The sequence below is a fragment of the Paenibacillus sp. MER TA 81-3 genome, assembly GCF_023713585.1.
Classification (GTDB): Bacteria; Bacillota; Bacilli; order Paenibacillales; family Paenibacillaceae; genus Paenibacillus_B; species Paenibacillus_B profundus.
In genome coordinates this window covers 1-15,114 of the sequence record NZ_JAMAWB010000024.1, presented here as the reverse complement: position 1 = coordinate 15,114, position 15,114 = coordinate 1, and the positions used below count along the sequence as shown (strand labels likewise).

Below are 15,114 nucleotides of genomic sequence, written 5' to 3'. Positions count from 1 at the left end.
TAATGGATGGCACATTCAGACTGACGGGGATCTGCTTCATCCACCCCTTTGCTTCATTCTCCCCATCCTTCAGAAAGCAGTATGACCAAGGGAGTCTCTGGGTCTCTGGAGAAATGACTGAGCGAATAATTGGAAAGGGACTATTCCGCAGCCACTTCCATGGCTTTTGGGACAGTCCCTCTTTAGAAAGATCATAAATGATAGATACCCTATTTTTTTAAATGTTACTAGAAGAGAAAAAAGGGTTGTTTTGTTCTTCCCTTAAACCTGGATGCCACTCTAACATACTTTCAAATGCACAATTTGCAATCGAATCTTCTGTATATAATGTATCCATGTCTAGATCAAAGCTGTTATCGATTTCGAATTGGTCCATCACATCTTTTAAAAGTCTGCTATATCCTATTAATCTTCGTGATGCAATATGGGTATTTTTCCTAGCTGAAAGCTTACTCTCCGCAGCTTCATCGAACAATGATAACCCTTTTTTCATTTTCATAATAATAGCACGGTCATCACCCTTGGAATTAACGGCTTTCACCTTCACAAATAAGTTGTTTTCAATATCCAATGCCTTACTCCACAGGGATACCCAGTTATCATATTTAATATAATATCTGCCTTGAAAATAACTTTTTATTGTTGGGAGCAAGATATGGATTCTGGGATAATATCTATCCCCTGATTTCACAATATCCAGCATTCGAAAATAACCAAGAGTAGCTTCCTTTATGCTCTTATACTTAAACAAACGATTAAATCCAATTAACATATTATTTAGCTCTTGATTGATATGTTCTTCTGTCACATTATCTAAACCTAACTCCACTACCAACCAATTGACTTGTTTCTCTTTGTTAACTTTTGTTATCATGTAGTGATTAAAATATGCTAATTGTAACGAGCGTTTCCACGATACAAGCATGATTAATCCCCGCTTTTACTCCATGATGATAGCTGAATTAAGGTAAACTACCCCAATTTCACTAGACTGTAGTTCTTTTTGCCTTTGCGAATAATAATAAATCTGCCATCGAATGAGTTTTCCATGGTTACATCCATGCTTACATCAGTTACTCGTTCCCCATTCATGGAAATTGCTCCGTTCGTGATATCTTCTCGAGCCTGGCGCTTAGACGGTTCAATGCCTAGATCGACTAACCACTCCACAATATTTTTTGTTTCTTTTGAAGCATGGAAGGTAGGCATATCTTTAAATCCTTGCTCAATTTCATCTGCGGTTAATGATTTAATATCTCCGCTGAATAATGCTTCTGTTATTTTTTTCGCTTGATTCAACAATTCATCACTGTGCACAAATCTTGTCATTTCTTCCGCCAATACTTTTTGTGCTTCACGTTTATGCGGTTCTGTTTTCACCTTGACCTCTAATGCGTCGATCGCCTCTTTATCTAAGAAGGTGAAGAATTTCAAGTATCTAATGACATCACGGTCATCTGTGTTAGCCCAGAACTGGTAGAATTCAAATGGCGTTGTTTTGTTAGCATCTAACCATATTGCCCCGCCAGCTGTTTTACCGAACTTGGTGCCGTCCGCTTTTAACATTAATGGAATCGTTAATCCGAATACTTTGGCGCTTGAACCTTCTTTTTTACGAATCAAGTCCAGACCACTTGTGATGTTCCCCCATTGGTCGGCACCACCAATTTGCAATTGAACATCTTCTTCTTTGAATAGATGATGGAAGTCCATTGACTGAAGAATCTGGTATGAGAACTCCGTGAATGAAATACCACTATCTAGACGACTTGCTACAATGTCTTTTGCCAGCATCGTATTGACACTGAAATTTTTCCCGTAGTCACGCAAGAAGTCTATTATGTTTATTTTATGTGTCCAGTCATAGTTGTTTACCATTTTCAGTTCATTGCTGCCGCCTGTATCAAAGAGCTTTTTCATTTGTGCAGTCAGAGCTTCAACATTCTCTTGCACTTGCTCTAATGTTTGCAATTGACGTTCTGTTTGCCGTCCACTTGGGTCACCAATAGTTCCGGTCGCTCCACCAATTAAGATAACAGGATGGTGTCCAGCTAACTGGAAGCGTTTCATCATCATAAATGGAATTAAATGTCCAATGTGCATACTATCTCCCGTTGGATCGACACCACAGTACAGGGAAATCTTCTTTTCATTTACCAATTCGCGTAATCCTTCTGCATCTGTTTGTTGGTTGATCGCATCGCGCCATTCGAGTTCTTCGATAATATTCATGGTTGTCCAACTCCTTTTATTTTTAAATCTCCTATACGTATGACAAACGCTGATATAAAAAAAATCGCCCTTATGTCTATAGTAGACATAGGGACGATTTATTAACCGTGTTACCACCCAAATTGTATTAATAGCGCTGCAGTCACTATTAATACCACTCTTAGCAATAGTATCGATTGCTAATCCGCTTAGCATTACCTAAGATACTCCAGAGTGTAATTCACAGGTTTGTTTGTACTAGGTTGCATCAACCCCTAGCTTTCTGGAAACAGTGACAAACATGCTACTAGGCTCTTTCAACGTATATCATATATAAGATTACAGAACAGTATAGTGAATAAAAGAATACTTGTCAATAAACTTTTAGACTAATATCGATTATCTCACCCACCTTAAGACGGAGAAGCCTTTCACTGGGCCGTAAATTGATGCACAATGAAGGAGGATAACAGCTTTCGCGTTGATCCTGCCCCCACTTTGTTCCTGATCTTTTCAATGTGGTTTTTCACCGTTTTCTCACTAATCATGCAATGGCTAGCAAGTTCTTTGTTACTATATCCGTACACAACCATAAGATTCATAATCTCACTCTCCCGCTTGGTCAATTGATAATGATCGGCGAAGGAGTGAATCACTTGATCCATGGTCGTCATCGGAACGGGTTGCTCGTCGTATTCTGTATTCATGCTCTGTACCTCTTGTGAACGTTAAATTTCCGCTTTCAGCAGCTCTAACTCATGTGTAACTTCTTCGTTTATCGTAACCGTAGACGCGTTCTGCCCTGCTGTTGCCGCTTATTCATCGGAGTAAACCGACATACTTTGCGACCCTTTTCGAACACTTTCAAGAACTCTGAAAATCACTTTTAGCTTTCCTTCGATTTTGTTCAGCGCTCCCTTGGAATTGCCGCCAATTTCCGGACTTCATCTGCCACGATACTAAATCCTCTGCCATGCTCTCCTGCTTTCGCCGCTTCAATAGCCGCGTTCAAGTCAAGGAGATGACTTTGTTCCGAAATGCCCCTCATGACATTACCCATATTATGAATGTCGGAAACCTCCTTGTTCAATTCCATCACTTTGCAGTGGGTCAGCTGCTGTTTCTTTAAATTGTTCGATCGTACTATGTTTAGTAATGAGCTCAAGAAGTTCGGGCTGAGATACAAACTGTTGGTACACAATTCATCTACAAGCTGATTGGTCACACTGGCAAACTCCACTTTCTTACTTTTTAAGAGGGATAAATCTCTGTCTGTAATCCCAATAAATTCAAGCTGGATTCTTCATTCCGCCTGCAAAGTAATCATCGATTACTTCTCCTTATTAACCATAAATAATGTGAGTCGAGCCTAACTATTATACAACCGATATTGGGGATGTCCAACAATTATCAGTATGAAGCAAGACAGCAATATTTAAAATATTAATGAATATTGGGATGAAATCGGATGGGAGGGAACGTCATGGACTTCAAAATTGTTGTGGCTGAGGATGAGCAAGCGATTGCAAGTGCGATCGCCTATGCATTGAGACGGGAAGGATATACGGTTGAGACGGCCACAGGTGGCGAAGAAGCGCTGAGCAAGACGGAATCGTTCCAACCGCATGTGTTGGTGTTGGACGTCATGATGCCGAAGATGAGCGGCTTCGGTCCAAGATCGGCACAGATTATCAACACTTCAAGCGAATATACAAGCGCTGAAGGAGAACGTTCTTCCGTTCTGGGATGGCATAGAAGGACAGGTCAAGCGCATGTTCGGCGGTGGATCAGGTAAATAGACGCACAAAAAAAGTGCATGGAAGCAGGCCCGTTATGCGCCTGTTTTCATGCACTTTGATAGTTAATCCTTATTTCGTGCCTGCATCAATTTCCTTCACCATTTCTGCAACGGAGAGCAGTCCGCCACCGGACAGATACCAGTAGCTCGGATCCAGATAGACGATATTTCCATCTTTGAATGCTTTTGTATTTTTGACCAGCTCATTCTCCACCACTTGCTTCGCAGACGATTCGCCGCCTATCGCCGCGCTTCTGTCAACGACGAACAGGTAGTCCGGGTCTTTTTCCACAATGTATTCAAAGGAAATACCTTTACCGTGCGTGGAAACCTCAATATCTTTATCTACTGGAGTGTAGCCGAATACGTCATGGATAATGCCGAATCGGGAACCTGCTCCGTATGCGCTGATTTTACCGTCGTTCGCCAAAATGATGAGCGCGTTTTTGTTGTTTGCCGTCACTTTTTCATTTAACTTTTTAATCGAATCGTCGATGTTGGCCAGTTCTGTTTTCACTTCGTCTTCTTTGCCGAAAATTTGCCCGATAGTCGTTGCATTCTCTTTAAAGGAATCCATGTAACGCGCCGTATCGACACCCAAGTAAATCGTTGGGGCAATTTTCGTGAACTCTTCATACATGTCAGACTGTCTGCCGGAAATGATAATTAAATCCGGAGCAAGCTCATTGATTTTCTCGAAATCCGGCTCTTTCAAGCTGCCGACATTCGTATATTTGTCGTCTTCGAATTTGGAAAGATACGGCGGCAAGTTGCCTTTCGGCATCGCAGCTACTTCGATCCCTAATTTATCCAATGAATCCAATGTGCCAAAGTCAAACACGACGATCTTCGAAGGATTTTTCTTTACCTTCGTTTCCCCTAATTTATGCTTGATCGTAAGCTCTTCAGCCGGTTGGTTTGTTGCCGCTGCGTTGGACGCATCGCCTTTTGATTCCTTTTGCCCGCAAGCCGCTACTACCGTGACCAACATGGCAATTATGAGAAACATAACTGTCTTCTTCATTTTTCCACCTCGATAATTTTTTATTGATGCTGTTCGCACCGTGACCCTTTTGAAAATGCATGTATATCATTTCAATGAAACCAGACGGAATCATTGAAAGCTGTAACCCGTGTTAAGCGAAATAGACACAAATCTTGTTGTCATTGATATCTTCGATCTGAATGTCCATATCATATATTTCTTGCAATACGGACGGGACGATAATCTCCTTGGTGGTGCCTTCTCTGACGACTCTGCCGTTCTTGAGCGCGACGATATAATCCGAATAACAGGAAGCGAAATTAATATCATGGATGACGATAACGATCGTCTTGCCAAGCTCATCCACCAGTCTCCGTAAAATTTTCATAATTTGCACGGAATGCTTCATATCCAAATTGTTAAGAGGCTCATCCAGAAGGATATACTCCGTATTTTGGGCGATGACCATGGCAATGTAGGCCCGCTGCTTCTGGCCTCCGCTTAGTTGGTCCAAATATTTATGCTCTATATCCTTGAGATCCATATATTCAATCGCTTCATCGACATATTTCCAGTCCTCTGTCGTCAGCCTGCCTTGCGAATAGGGAAAGCGTCCGAAGGATACGAGCTCCCGAATCGTCAACCGGAGATTGATATGGTTGGACTGCTTCAGAATCGATATTTTTTTCGCCAAATCATTGCTCTTGCATTGACTGATATCTTGCTCGTCGATGTAAATGTCTCCTGCGTCTTTCGAAATCAGACGGCTGATCATTGACAGCAGCGTGCTCTTCCCTGCCCCGTTCGGACCGATAAAGGAGGTGATCTTGCCCTTCTCTATCGTAACGGACACCTGTTCCACCACGTTTTTGTTCCCATATTGCTTTGAGACATTTTTTACTTCTACCACGATTTATTCTCCTTTAATAGAAGATAGATGAAGTAGCCCCCGCCGACGAAATTGATAATGACGCTTAAGGTAGTGGAGAACGTAAATACTCTTTCCACAATCAACTGTCCCCCGACTAACGCGATGATGCTGATGAGGACGGAGCCTAAAATCAAAAACTTATGCTGATACGTCTTCAAGAACTCATACGTCACGTTCACGACGAGCAGCCCCAGGAACGTGATAGGGCCAACCAGCGCCGTTGAGATGGAAATGAGTATCGCGACGACAATCAGCAGCCGCTTGACCACATAATCATAATCGACGCCCAGGTTAATGGCCTGCTCTCTTCCCAACGACAGCACATCCAAGTACTTGGTGAATCGCATGAAATACAACGACACGAGCAGCACCGAGATGCTGGCGATAATAAGCAGATCGGTCTTGATATTGTTGAAGCTCGCGAACATCTTATCCTGCACGATGGCGAACTCATTCGGATCGATGAGCACCTGCATGAACGTGGACAGACTTCCGAACAAGGTGCCGAATATCAATCCGATTAACAATAAAAAATAAATATTTTGATCTTCGCGCTTGAAAATGACTTTGTATAAAATACTTGAAAACAGAACCATAAGGCCAACGGAAATAATAAAGTTGATATTGCTGTTCGTTATCGTCGCGTTCATGGAGCCGAATACGAAGATGACGAACGTCTGGATTAACATATATAGCGAATCCAAGCCTAAAATGCTCGGCGTCAATATGCGGTTGTTCGTTATCGTCTGGAATACGGTCGTCGCAAAGGCGATACAGCCCCCAGTCAATATAATTGCAAATACCTTCATGCCTCTTCGTGGAAGGACATAGCCCCAGTTGTTTCCGATTTTGATAAATACAAATACGGCAATCAACGCGACGGCAATGGTGGCGAGAACTCCTAGTTTTCCTTTATAGCCCATGTGCCCTTCTCCTCATCAGTAAGTAAACGAAAATAGCACTTCCTATGACACCGACGGTCAAGCTAATTGAAATCTCATACGGATAAATAATGATTCGACCGAGTATGTCACAGAACAAGACGAATACGGCCCCAAGCAGAGCGGTATGAGAAAGGCTGTTCTTCAAATGATCGCCTTGGTATATGGACACGATGTTCGGCACAATCAAGCCCAGAAACGGTATCGTCCCTACCGTTAGCACTACCGATGAAGTCACCAGAGCTACGATTACTAAGCCGATATTAACGACCCGTTTGTAATTCAACCCTAAGTTCTTGGAGAAATCCTCGCCCATTCCGGCAACCGTAAATTTATTGGCATACAGGTAAGCAATGACGATGAGCGGAATGCTGATATACATCAGCTCGTACCGCCCCTTAAGAATCATGGAGAAATCGCCCTGCAGCCATGAGGACATATTCTGAATCAAATCATACTTATATGCGAAAAAGGTAGAAATCGAACTGATAATGTTGCCGAACATCAACCCGACAAGCGGAATGAAGATCGTATCTTTGAATTTGATCTTGTCTAGAATCTTCATAAATACAAAAGTTCCGAGCAAGGCAAAGACAAAGGCGACAACCATCTTAAGCAGCGGACTGGCGCTCGTAAACAACATCAAAGATACGAGAATGCCGAGCCGGGCCGAGTCCAACGTCCCCGCCGTCGTCGGCGACACGAACTTATTGCGGCTTAACTGCTGCATAATCAAGCCGCAGATGCTCATGCTGACGCCTGCAATAATAATGCTGATAAGGCGCGGCAGCCTGCTGACGAGCAAAATTTGTGCTTGGTCATCCGACAAATGAAATAAATCCAGCGGCGTTATATCCTTGACCCCGATAAAAACCGAGGCAAATGAAAAAATAATGAGGGCGATAACCAAGTATCTTTTCTTCATGACTCTTCCTTTTTGCAGAGTGTGATTTTTTATTTATGTATAGATGGATAAATATAGGCAGTAATGATATTCATTATCAATAAACTCAAGGAGTATTGTAGCCTACCTTAAAATGAGTGTCAAGATTAATGATAATAATTATCATTGGAAAATGATAAAATCATCACTGACGTGTTGTCAATGGTCGTTAGCTTACCTTTATTCATCTGATAGTGAGAGCTTCACAATTAATGACCACTTGGCTTTCTTTAATTGCCCGGGGGTAAAATCTATCGTCTTGATGTAGTTTTCAATCCGTAGCATTGATCCCCTATACAGCCGCCTGCTCCAGCGCGGCCTGATAGCTTCATCATATCATTGCTCGATTGTGTGTGGTCCGCTTAGCTCTCCTTTTTTTCATAGTGAATTCCAATTCCATTTTCTGCTATAATACACGTAATCGTTTTCAGTTAATCGACATCAACCAATATTATTCGACCACCACGATTTTCTGGACAAGCTTGACATGCAGCAAGGTCTAGGCGAATGCACACAGCCACGATGGGAATCAGATATGAATTCATAAGCTACCTATATTATGGGAGGCGGTATTTATGCAAAATAAGGCGGCAGGCAGCAAACCGAATATCGTGTTAGTGTTAACGGACGATCAAGGGGCATGGGCCATGGGATGCGCCGGAAATCATGAAATTCACACGCCCAACCTCGACCAGCTTGCGGCACAGGGAATCCGGTTCGCCAACTTCTTCTGCACCTCTCCCGTCTGTTCGCCGGCGCGGGCATCCCTGTTCACCGGGCGCATTCCATCGCAGCATGGCGTTCACGACTGGATCCGGGAAGGAAACATAGGACCAGACGCGATTCCGTATTTGGCTGGTCAGACTGCCTTCACCGAAATTTTGGCGGAGAACGGTTATGTGTGCGGCATCAGCGGGAAGTGGCATCTTGGTGACAGCATGACACCGCAAAAAGGCTTCACCCACTGGTTCGTTCATCAGAACGGAGGGAGTCCCTATTACAATGCGCCGATGGTGCGGGAAGGCGAACTCGTCTGTGAAAAAGGCTACATTACCGATGTCATTACGGATGATGCACTGCAGTTCCTGGAATGGCAGGACAGTTCACGACCTTTTTATTTGAGTGTTCACTATACGGCGCCGCACAGTCCTTGGATTGGGAACCATCCGCAAGCCTTCACCGACCTGTACGCTGACTGTCCATTCGAGACGTGTCCGCAAGAACCCGCACACCCTTGGCGCATTCCGACCGCTCCCGGACCAGAAAATCCGCGGGACAATGCAATCGGCTATTACGCTGCCATTACGGCGCTGGATGCCAACGTTGGCCGGATTCTCCACAAGCTGGATAAGAAGGGCTTGCGCGATAATACGCTCGTCATCTTCTTGAGCGACAACGGGTTCAACACGGGGCATCACGGCATATGGGGCAAAGGCAACGCCACGTTCCCGCAAAATATGTACGACACCTCTGTCAAAGTTCCCGCGCTATTCAGTCATGGCGGAAGGATCCCGCACGGCATCGTATGCGAGCAGTTGGTGAGCGGGTATGATTTCATGCCCACGCTGCTCGATTATGTCGGCTTGACACACGACGAAGCTGAGCATCTCCCCGGGAGCAGCTTCCTCCCGCTTCTGCTCGGGGAAGAGATGCAGGAGCGGGACAATATCGTCATCTATGACGAATATGGTCCGGTCCGTATGATTCGGAGCAAGGAATGGAAGTATGTTCATCGCTATCCTTACGGCCCGCACGAGCTGTATCATCTGGCAGCCGATCCGGGAGAACGCAGCAACTTGATTGATCATCCAGACTATCGTCGTCAAGCTGCCACGATGAAGGCGCAGCTGGAAGCATGGTTCCACCGTTATGTCGACCCTGCCTTGGACGGGACGAAAGAGGCCGTCTACGGTTCCGGTCAGCTGCGTCTTGCCGGTCTCGCCAGCCGCGGTGAGAAGGTGTACGAGGAGCAATGAAATTGGGCCCTGGATTTCCGTCTAGGGAATTCAGGGTCTATCTATTCGTTACTCCGCTTCCGTAATGACAGGCAAGCTGATTGTAAACGTGGTCCCTTGCTGCGGCAAGCTATCCACCGATATGCTTCCTCCATGATTGTCAATAATATTGTAGCTGACCATTAAGCCAAGGCCCGTTCCTGTATCCTTCGTCGTATAGAAAGGCTGTCCGAGCATCTCCAGCTTGTCCGGGGGAATGCCGCATCCTTCGTCTTGAATCGTTATATATACAGATTCCTCCCTTAACAAGACATCGATGTAAATATGTCCGCCTTCCGGCATCGCTTCAATCGCATTTTTAATTAAATTAATGAACACCTGCTTGATTTGATTCGGCTCACAATATAACCATATCGTTCCATGCAAATAACTGGATATAATTGTGCTATTCTTCATGGTCGCCTGTACTCTCATCAAAGCGATGATTTGTTCGAGCAGCAGCACGATATCCGTTTTTCTAATCGTTATGACATTCGGCTTAGCCAATATAAGTAATTCGTTACAAATGATTTCAATGCTTTTCAATTCGGATTCTACGATGTCATAGTATTGTTCCTTCTCTCCCTTTAATGTCCGCATCAGTTTAATAAATCCGTTGATCGAGGTGAGCGGGTTACGAATTTCATGTGCAATCCCTGCCGCCAGTTGGCCGACAATCGACAGTTTCTCCGAATGAAGCATCCGCTCTTCTTCTTTCTTCCGTTCCGTGACGTCCTGGAATACCCCGATTACCGCTCGTTCTCCGCAATAGGTAGCTGGAATCGAGAGCCCTTCCACATACTTCAACTCTCCGTTATAACACGTAATCTTATATTTGGCGTTCCCTATCTTCTCCCCTTGACGGTATTTGCGCCTTCTCCCTTCCAACTTATCGTGATTGCTCGGATCTACGATATCGTTCGTGGACGTTCCCAGTACATCCTCTGCGCTCTCGGCCCCAATTAAATTGAGCGCGGCGCGATTGACATACTGACATACACCGCTTTGTGTGATGAGCACGGCTAACGGCAGCTCTTCCAACAGGTTGCGGAAGGACTCTTCCTTTTCCCTTAACACGTCTTCCGTCTGCTTTTGTACAAATTCGGTCAGCTTTTTTGCCGTAATGTCATGGAACTGCGAGAATAGAAAGACAGGCTCTCCCTTCTCGTTATATACAACCGATGCGATAACCATGCACCATACCGTTTGACCCAGCGGCAAATACCAAAATATTGATTTATGTGTTTTGTACGGAATAATTCGCTAAAGGAATGGAATATCCTCGTTCACGAATTAACTTTTTTCCATAAATCATGCAGCGGAAGACGATTCGTTCGTTAAGGTTGGGAGTGATTGGAGGACTTCCATTGACTGCTGCCGCAATCTATGCAAATGTAGGTAACGAAGGACGATATCCATGCAATCACTCAGGGGTGAAATGATGATAGAGATGCATACTTCGCTTACCGTCATGTCGTACAACATTCAGCATGGCCGTGGAATGGATGACCGGTACGATCTGGTCCGGATTGCGAATGTCATTCGTGATTCCGAGGCGGATATTATCGCTCTGCAGGAGGTCGATCGCTGCTTCGCGGACCGAAGCAACTACGAGGATACGATTGCCGTATTGGCTGCGCAGTTGGAGATGAATTACGCCTATGGCGCCAACTTGGATTGGGCCCCCGAGCCGGGACGCAGCGAGCGGCGGCAATACGGAATAGCCGTGTTAAGCAAATACCCGATCGTGAAGCAGCGCCATTACCTGCTGAACAGCTTCGGCAACGAACAGCGCGGACTGTTGAAGACGGAAATTGACGTGAATGGTGCCCGGCTGTTTTTCTATGCGACCCACCTCGGCTTGGAAGAGAAAGAACGGATGGCACAAACAGAGGAAATTCTCGCAATTGCCACAGCACGAACAGGTTCTGCCGTCGTTGCGGGCGACTTCAACGCATATCCGGATGGTCCAGAAATTGCGCACATGACGCAAGCTTTTTGCAATGTGTTTACCGATATTCCTATGGCATATACGTATCCGGCCGGGGAGGCAAATGAAACGATCGACTACATCCTCGTTGGCGGTGGGGTTATCTTCGGAGAGCGGCGCGAGGTTATCCAGACGCTAGCATCAGATCATTACCCTATCGTGGCAAGCTTGTCGTTATCGCGGAAACGGTAATGCGAACAGGAGCGCCAGAAACTCTATAAGCGGGAATCAATCCCCGATTCGAGAGGAGATCGATTTCACTTTAAGAATCCAGGCGCTCCATATTCCGACTGCCATTCCACAAGAGTCAGCCAAGCATGAACTAGACCACCCTAAGCATGTGCCTGCCCGGACGTCTCCTTCACCTTCGGCTTAACCAACGCGAATGCCATTCCGCCGAAAATCAACACAATGCCTGCCATCTGCATGCCAGTCGGCCGGAATCCCGTAAACACTGTATCCAGCAGAATGGCTACGGCCGGATCGAGAAATACGAGTGCTGAAATAATGCGCGTCGGCAAATAACGCAAGCTGTCAAAAAATAAATAATAGACAAATCCGGTATGAATGAATCCCGTAGCTACAATGGCGGACCAATTGCTTGCAGTCACACCTTCAAAAGCACTGAAATCGACAAACGGCAGCAAAATGAAGATGCCGAGCGTTGTCTGCAATACAGTCATGGCATAGGCGCTCATATTCGCAACGCCCTTGCCCAGCAATGTCGTAAACGCATAAAACAGAGCGGCCAGCAGCGCCCATATTACGCCCGAAGACAGTAATTCATCAAGTGATGTGCCGCCATTGAGACCAATGACGAGCAAGGTGCCAATGAAGCAGATGACGATAGACATAAACGCCAGCAGCGTCAATCTTTCTTTAAATACGATACTTCCGATCAGAATGACGATCACCGGAGCCAGATGATAGATAGAGATGGCTATCGTAATGGACATCAGCTCAAAAGCTTTGAATAGAAACACCCAATTGAATACGAGAAAAACGCCGCAGGCCAAAATTTGAGCAACTTCTTTTTTGTGCCATCGTTCTTGTCTATATTGTCCAGACAGAACCCAGCATAGACTCAAAAACAATGTCGCACAAATACAGCGCACAAAAACCAATTCGAGTGACGGCAGGCCCGTATGTTCGGAGAAGAAGCCGATCGAACCGAATATACACATCGAAATAATCATTTTAACCATAGGCAGTGATAATGACTTCATAATAGAATCAACCCCAGATGTTATAGCAATAACTACTAGTATATTATTTTTTTTGTATACAGCCAACCTTTAATTACCAAGAAGCCTATATATCTTTCTCGATCGATAGTCATTTTTGCTTAGCAAACATAGCTATATACAAACCTGACAATACGATAATCATGCCGAGCAGTTGCTGCCACGCTACCGTTGAGCCGTACAGTACTACCGAAGCCAGCGTCGCAACGATGGGAACCAGATTTAAGTACATGCTCGCTTTCATTGCCCCGATTTGTTCGACTCCTTTGTTAAAAATGATATATCCAACCAGTGTTCCGCACACAACCATATAAAGCATCTCCTGCCATCCTTGCCAAGACATATGGGGAACCCGCTCCCACCCTCCTTCCAGCAAAGAACTAACCAGGAGCAGCAGAGAGCCGAATAAAGTCGTCAACGTAGTTGTGAGTAACGGCGATACATCCTTCATTACCGCCTTCCCTGCCAAACTATATAGCACTCCGCATATCAATGCTGCCACAAACATCAAATCTCCGATATTCAATGACGAGGATAAAAGCGCGTCCAGCGAACCTTCCGTTATGACCACAAGCACGCCTATCGATGTAAGAATGAGGCCAAGACCTGTTCTGCCGCTCCATGATTCCTTCAGAAATAGCACAGCTCCCAGTGCTGTGAACACGGGCATGGTCGCGATAATCAAGGAACCATTAATGACCGAGGTATAATGCAAGCCGACGAAGAACAACGCATTATAGCCGAATATACCTGTCACGGCTATAAACAGCAAGCCTTTCCACCGCACCTTCAGCACATCCATTTTCCATACGGATCGGATGGTGACGATCAAGGCCAATATCATTCCTGCCATGCCGAAGCGAATCGTGGCAGCCACTAGCGGAGGAATCTCGGTCACGACATGCTTCGCCGTTGCGAACGATCCTCCCCAAAATAAAGGAACGAGCAGCATCCATACGTACATTGAGCTCCATTGCGTTTTATCCTGCTTTGCCATGTTTCCATTCATTTTGTTATCTCCTTCTCCATTATAATAATTATATGTTTAAACATATAAACATATAATTCAAAAAAAATTAGTAGTTTGTCTCAATCGCTGCAATCAGCTCTTTAATTTGAGTCATGAATTCACTGGCGCGCAACGAATAATACTTCTCCGTTCCGTTTCTATCAAACGAAATCAGATCGGCTTGACGCAGTATTTTTAAATGATGCGATACAGTCGGTCTGGAAATTCCCATTTTTTCCGTAATTTGATTGACATTCAAGCTGCCTTGCTCCAGAAGCAGCATAATGATCTGTTGGCGGTTCTCGTCTCCCAGCGCTTGAAAAATGGGAGTCGCTTCTTTGAATTTGTCCAACACCAGTTCTTTATTTCTGCATTCGAACGGTTCCATCCAACTTGCGCCCCCTTGTGTTGATATTTTTAAGCATATTCATTTTATGCCATCGCTTATCGTTTTTCAAGCGCCCGTGGGGCGACATGCCGTGAGCCATTAGAATGTCGAATTCCCGCTTGCGTGTCTTCCAGAACGCGCAGACCGAATATAGGCAGAAGAAGAACGAGAACATGAAAATCAAATATTGCGTTATTTTCATGCCCATTGTTTCCAAGCGGGAATGTCTGCTATAACCTGGCCATGGAGCCGCTTTGTTTCTATCAGTCCTTTGCTTCATTCTCCCCTTCATTCAGAAGACAGCACACCGATAGATGTCTTCAGGTGACTGTCACCGTCCATCGGCCGTTTCATGCCATGCAATCCGAAACCTCATGTGCTTGATTTGGGCGATATCATCCTGACTGCATGGGAGAATGGACACCTCTACGAGTTCCCTGCTGACCGAATGGGAGAATGGGCATATGGGCCATTATTAGACTGGCCGCTCGTGTGAAGGGAAAGGGGCGATCCGTCTGGCATGACGCAAAAAAAGAAACCCTTCCTCAAGAAGGAGGCCACTGAAAAAGTCCCTTAGTCCTGAAAGAGACAATTCTTCATTTTTTTGAAGAGTCTGTCTCTTTTTTTCGGTATAATCAAAGTATCTCATCAAAGGCTGGTGATCTCTGTGCTCCCGAAGC

16 protein-coding genes, 1 pseudogene and 1 other annotated feature are annotated in these 15,114 nt (G+C 45.0%); of the genes and pseudogenes, 3 read left to right on the top strand and 14 right to left on the bottom strand.

The features are described 5' to 3' along the window. Positions 1 to 217: 217 nt before the first annotated feature. The 4 genes from M3650_RS25815 to M3650_RS25800 all read right to left on the bottom strand — a co-directional run bounded on the left by M3650_RS25815 (position 218) and on the right by M3650_RS25800 (position 3,307). A complete protein-coding gene (locus tag M3650_RS25815) occupies positions 218 to 925 on the bottom strand; it encodes a protein rep (protein WP_285848677.1) in 708 nt (235 codons plus the stop codon). Positions 926 to 972: 47 nt separating this feature from the next. Next, positions 973 to 2,232 carry a tyrosine--tRNA ligase gene (gene tyrS, locus M3650_RS25810; RefSeq protein WP_251578919.1) on the bottom strand — a complete coding sequence of 420 codons (1,260 nt, stop codon included), beginning with the start codon at positions 2,230 to 2,232 and terminating at the stop codon, positions 973 to 975. An 86-nt stretch (positions 2,233 to 2,318) separates the two neighbouring features. Next, positions 2,319 to 2,541, bottom strand: a binding site (T-box leader). 101 nt (positions 2,542 to 2,642) lie between these two features. Continuing rightward, positions 2,643 to 2,918: a helix-turn-helix transcriptional regulator gene (locus M3650_RS25805; RefSeq protein ID WP_251578917.1), complete on the bottom strand. Its 276-nt coding sequence runs from the start codon at positions 2,916 to 2,918 to the stop codon at positions 2,643 to 2,645. Between the two features lie 200 nt (positions 2,919 to 3,118). Beyond that, positions 3,119 to 3,307 carry a methyl-accepting chemotaxis protein gene (locus M3650_RS25800; RefSeq protein ID WP_285848675.1) on the bottom strand — a complete coding sequence of 63 codons (189 nt, stop codon included), beginning with the start codon at positions 3,305 to 3,307 and terminating at the stop codon, positions 3,119 to 3,121. Positions 3,308 to 3,694: 387 nt separating this feature from the next. Here M3650_RS25800 and M3650_RS25795 point away from each other — a divergent pair. Further along, positions 3,695 to 3,880: pseudogene (locus M3650_RS25795) on the top strand (response regulator); the annotation flags it as partial. 199 nt (positions 3,881 to 4,079) lie between these two features. On the opposite strand, the gene M3650_RS25790 reads toward M3650_RS25795, so the two are convergent. From M3650_RS25790 to M3650_RS25775, 4 genes are all read right to left on the bottom strand, one after another. Continuing rightward, positions 4,080 to 5,033, bottom strand: a complete 954-nt coding sequence (locus M3650_RS25790; protein ID WP_251578915.1) for a siderophore ABC transporter substrate-binding protein — start codon at positions 5,031 to 5,033, stop codon at positions 4,080 to 4,082. A gap of 112 nt (positions 5,034 to 5,145) precedes the next feature. Next, a complete protein-coding gene (locus M3650_RS25785) occupies positions 5,146 to 5,904 on the bottom strand; it encodes an iron ABC transporter ATP-binding protein (protein WP_019423450.1) in 759 nt (252 codons plus the stop codon). After that, positions 5,898 to 6,848 (bottom strand): iron chelate uptake ABC transporter family permease subunit, encoded by a 951-nt coding sequence (locus M3650_RS25780; protein ID WP_019423449.1) that lies wholly within the window; start codon positions 6,846 to 6,848, stop codon positions 5,898 to 5,900. The genes M3650_RS25785 and M3650_RS25780 overlap by 7 nt, the downstream gene beginning before the upstream one ends. Next, positions 6,838 to 7,791, bottom strand: a complete 954-nt coding sequence (locus M3650_RS25775) for an ABC transporter permease (RefSeq protein WP_251578913.1) — start codon at positions 7,789 to 7,791, stop codon at positions 6,838 to 6,840. The genes M3650_RS25780 and M3650_RS25775 overlap by 11 nt, the downstream gene beginning before the upstream one ends. Before the next feature lie 593 nt (positions 7,792 to 8,384). Here M3650_RS25775 and M3650_RS25770 point away from each other — a divergent pair. Beyond that, the gene (locus M3650_RS25770) at positions 8,385 to 9,785 is read left to right on the top strand and encodes a sulfatase family protein (RefSeq protein ID WP_251578911.1); all 1,401 of its coding nucleotides are present in this window, start codon (positions 8,385 to 8,387) and stop codon (positions 9,783 to 9,785) included. Positions 9,786 to 9,833: 48 nt separating this feature from the next. Here the strand turns inward: M3650_RS25770 and M3650_RS25765 are convergent, their stop codons facing one another. Further along, positions 9,834 to 11,024 (bottom strand): ATP-binding protein, encoded by a 1,191-nt coding sequence (locus tag M3650_RS25765; RefSeq protein ID WP_251578910.1) that lies wholly within the window; start codon positions 11,022 to 11,024, stop codon positions 9,834 to 9,836. Positions 11,025 to 11,244: 220 nt separating this feature from the next. Between M3650_RS25765 and M3650_RS25760 the strand changes: the two genes are divergently transcribed. Next, the gene (locus M3650_RS25760; protein WP_251578909.1) at positions 11,245 to 11,985 is read left to right on the top strand and encodes an endonuclease/exonuclease/phosphatase family protein; all 741 of its coding nucleotides are present in this window, start codon (positions 11,245 to 11,247) and stop codon (positions 11,983 to 11,985) included. A 140-nt stretch (positions 11,986 to 12,125) separates the two neighbouring features. Here M3650_RS25760 and M3650_RS25755 read toward each other — a convergent pair whose 3' ends face one another. From M3650_RS25755 to M3650_RS25735, 5 genes are all read right to left on the bottom strand, one after another. After that, the gene (locus M3650_RS25755; protein ID WP_019423444.1) at positions 12,126 to 13,019 is read right to left on the bottom strand and encodes a DMT family transporter; all 894 of its coding nucleotides are present in this window, start codon (positions 13,017 to 13,019) and stop codon (positions 12,126 to 12,128) included. Positions 13,020 to 13,128: 109 nt separating this feature from the next. After that, the gene (locus M3650_RS25750; protein ID WP_251578908.1) at positions 13,129 to 14,046 is read right to left on the bottom strand and encodes a DMT family transporter; all 918 of its coding nucleotides are present in this window, start codon (positions 14,044 to 14,046) and stop codon (positions 13,129 to 13,131) included. 67 nt (positions 14,047 to 14,113) lie between these two features. Further along, on the bottom strand, positions 14,114 to 14,434 hold the full coding sequence (locus tag M3650_RS25745) for an ArsR/SmtB family transcription factor (RefSeq protein WP_019423442.1): 321 nt from the start codon (positions 14,432 to 14,434) through the stop codon (positions 14,114 to 14,116). After that, positions 14,409 to 14,636 carry a hypothetical protein gene (locus M3650_RS33230; RefSeq protein WP_483311792.1) on the bottom strand — a complete coding sequence of 76 codons (228 nt, stop codon included), beginning with the start codon at positions 14,634 to 14,636 and terminating at the stop codon, positions 14,409 to 14,411. The genes M3650_RS25745 and M3650_RS33230 overlap by 26 nt, the downstream gene beginning before the upstream one ends. A 273-nt stretch (positions 14,637 to 14,909) precedes the next feature. Further along, positions 14,910 to 15,114, bottom strand: a 205-nt coding sequence (locus M3650_RS25735) for a hypothetical protein (RefSeq protein WP_251578907.1), incomplete at its 5' end; no start/stop codon positions are given.

Excerpts from the sequence above, each read along its gene's own strand:
- M3650_RS25750 (WP_251578908.1), bottom strand. The coding sequence starts at position 14,046 with ATGAATGGAAACATGGCAAAGCAGGATAAAACGCAATGGAGCTCAATG.
- M3650_RS25800 (WP_285848675.1), bottom strand. The coding sequence starts at position 3,307 with ATGGAATTGAACAAGGAGGTTTCCGACATTCATAATATGGGTAATGTC.
- M3650_RS25755 (WP_019423444.1), bottom strand. The coding sequence starts at position 13,019 with ATGAAGTCATTATCACTGCCTATGGTTAAAATGATTATTTCGATGTGT.
- M3650_RS25745 (WP_019423442.1), bottom strand. The coding sequence starts at position 14,434 with ATGGAACCGTTCGAATGCAGAAATAAAGAACTGGTGTTGGACAAATTC.
- M3650_RS25790 (WP_251578915.1), bottom strand. The coding sequence starts at position 5,033 with ATGAAGAAGACAGTTATGTTTCTCATAATTGCCATGTTGGTCACGGTA.
- tyrS (WP_251578919.1), bottom strand. The coding sequence starts at position 2,232 with ATGAATATTATCGAAGAACTCGAATGGCGCGATGCGATCAACCAACAA.
- M3650_RS25805 (WP_251578917.1), bottom strand. The coding sequence starts at position 2,918 with ATGAATACAGAATACGACGAGCAACCCGTTCCGATGACGACCATGGAT.
- M3650_RS33230 (WP_483311792.1), bottom strand. The coding sequence starts at position 14,636 with ATGAAAATAACGCAATATTTGATTTTCATGTTCTCGTTCTTCTTCTGC.
- M3650_RS25775 (WP_251578913.1), bottom strand. The coding sequence starts at position 7,791 with ATGAAGAAAAGATACTTGGTTATCGCCCTCATTATTTTTTCATTTGCC.
- M3650_RS25760 (WP_251578909.1), top strand. The coding sequence starts at position 11,245 with ATGATAGAGATGCATACTTCGCTTACCGTCATGTCGTACAACATTCAG.
- M3650_RS25770 (WP_251578911.1), top strand. The coding sequence starts at position 8,385 with ATGCAAAATAAGGCGGCAGGCAGCAAACCGAATATCGTGTTAGTGTTA.
- M3650_RS25815 (WP_285848677.1), bottom strand. The coding sequence starts at position 925 with ATGCTTGTATCGTGGAAACGCTCGTTACAATTAGCATATTTTAATCAC.
- M3650_RS25780 (WP_019423449.1), bottom strand. The coding sequence starts at position 6,848 with ATGGGCTATAAAGGAAAACTAGGAGTTCTCGCCACCATTGCCGTCGCG.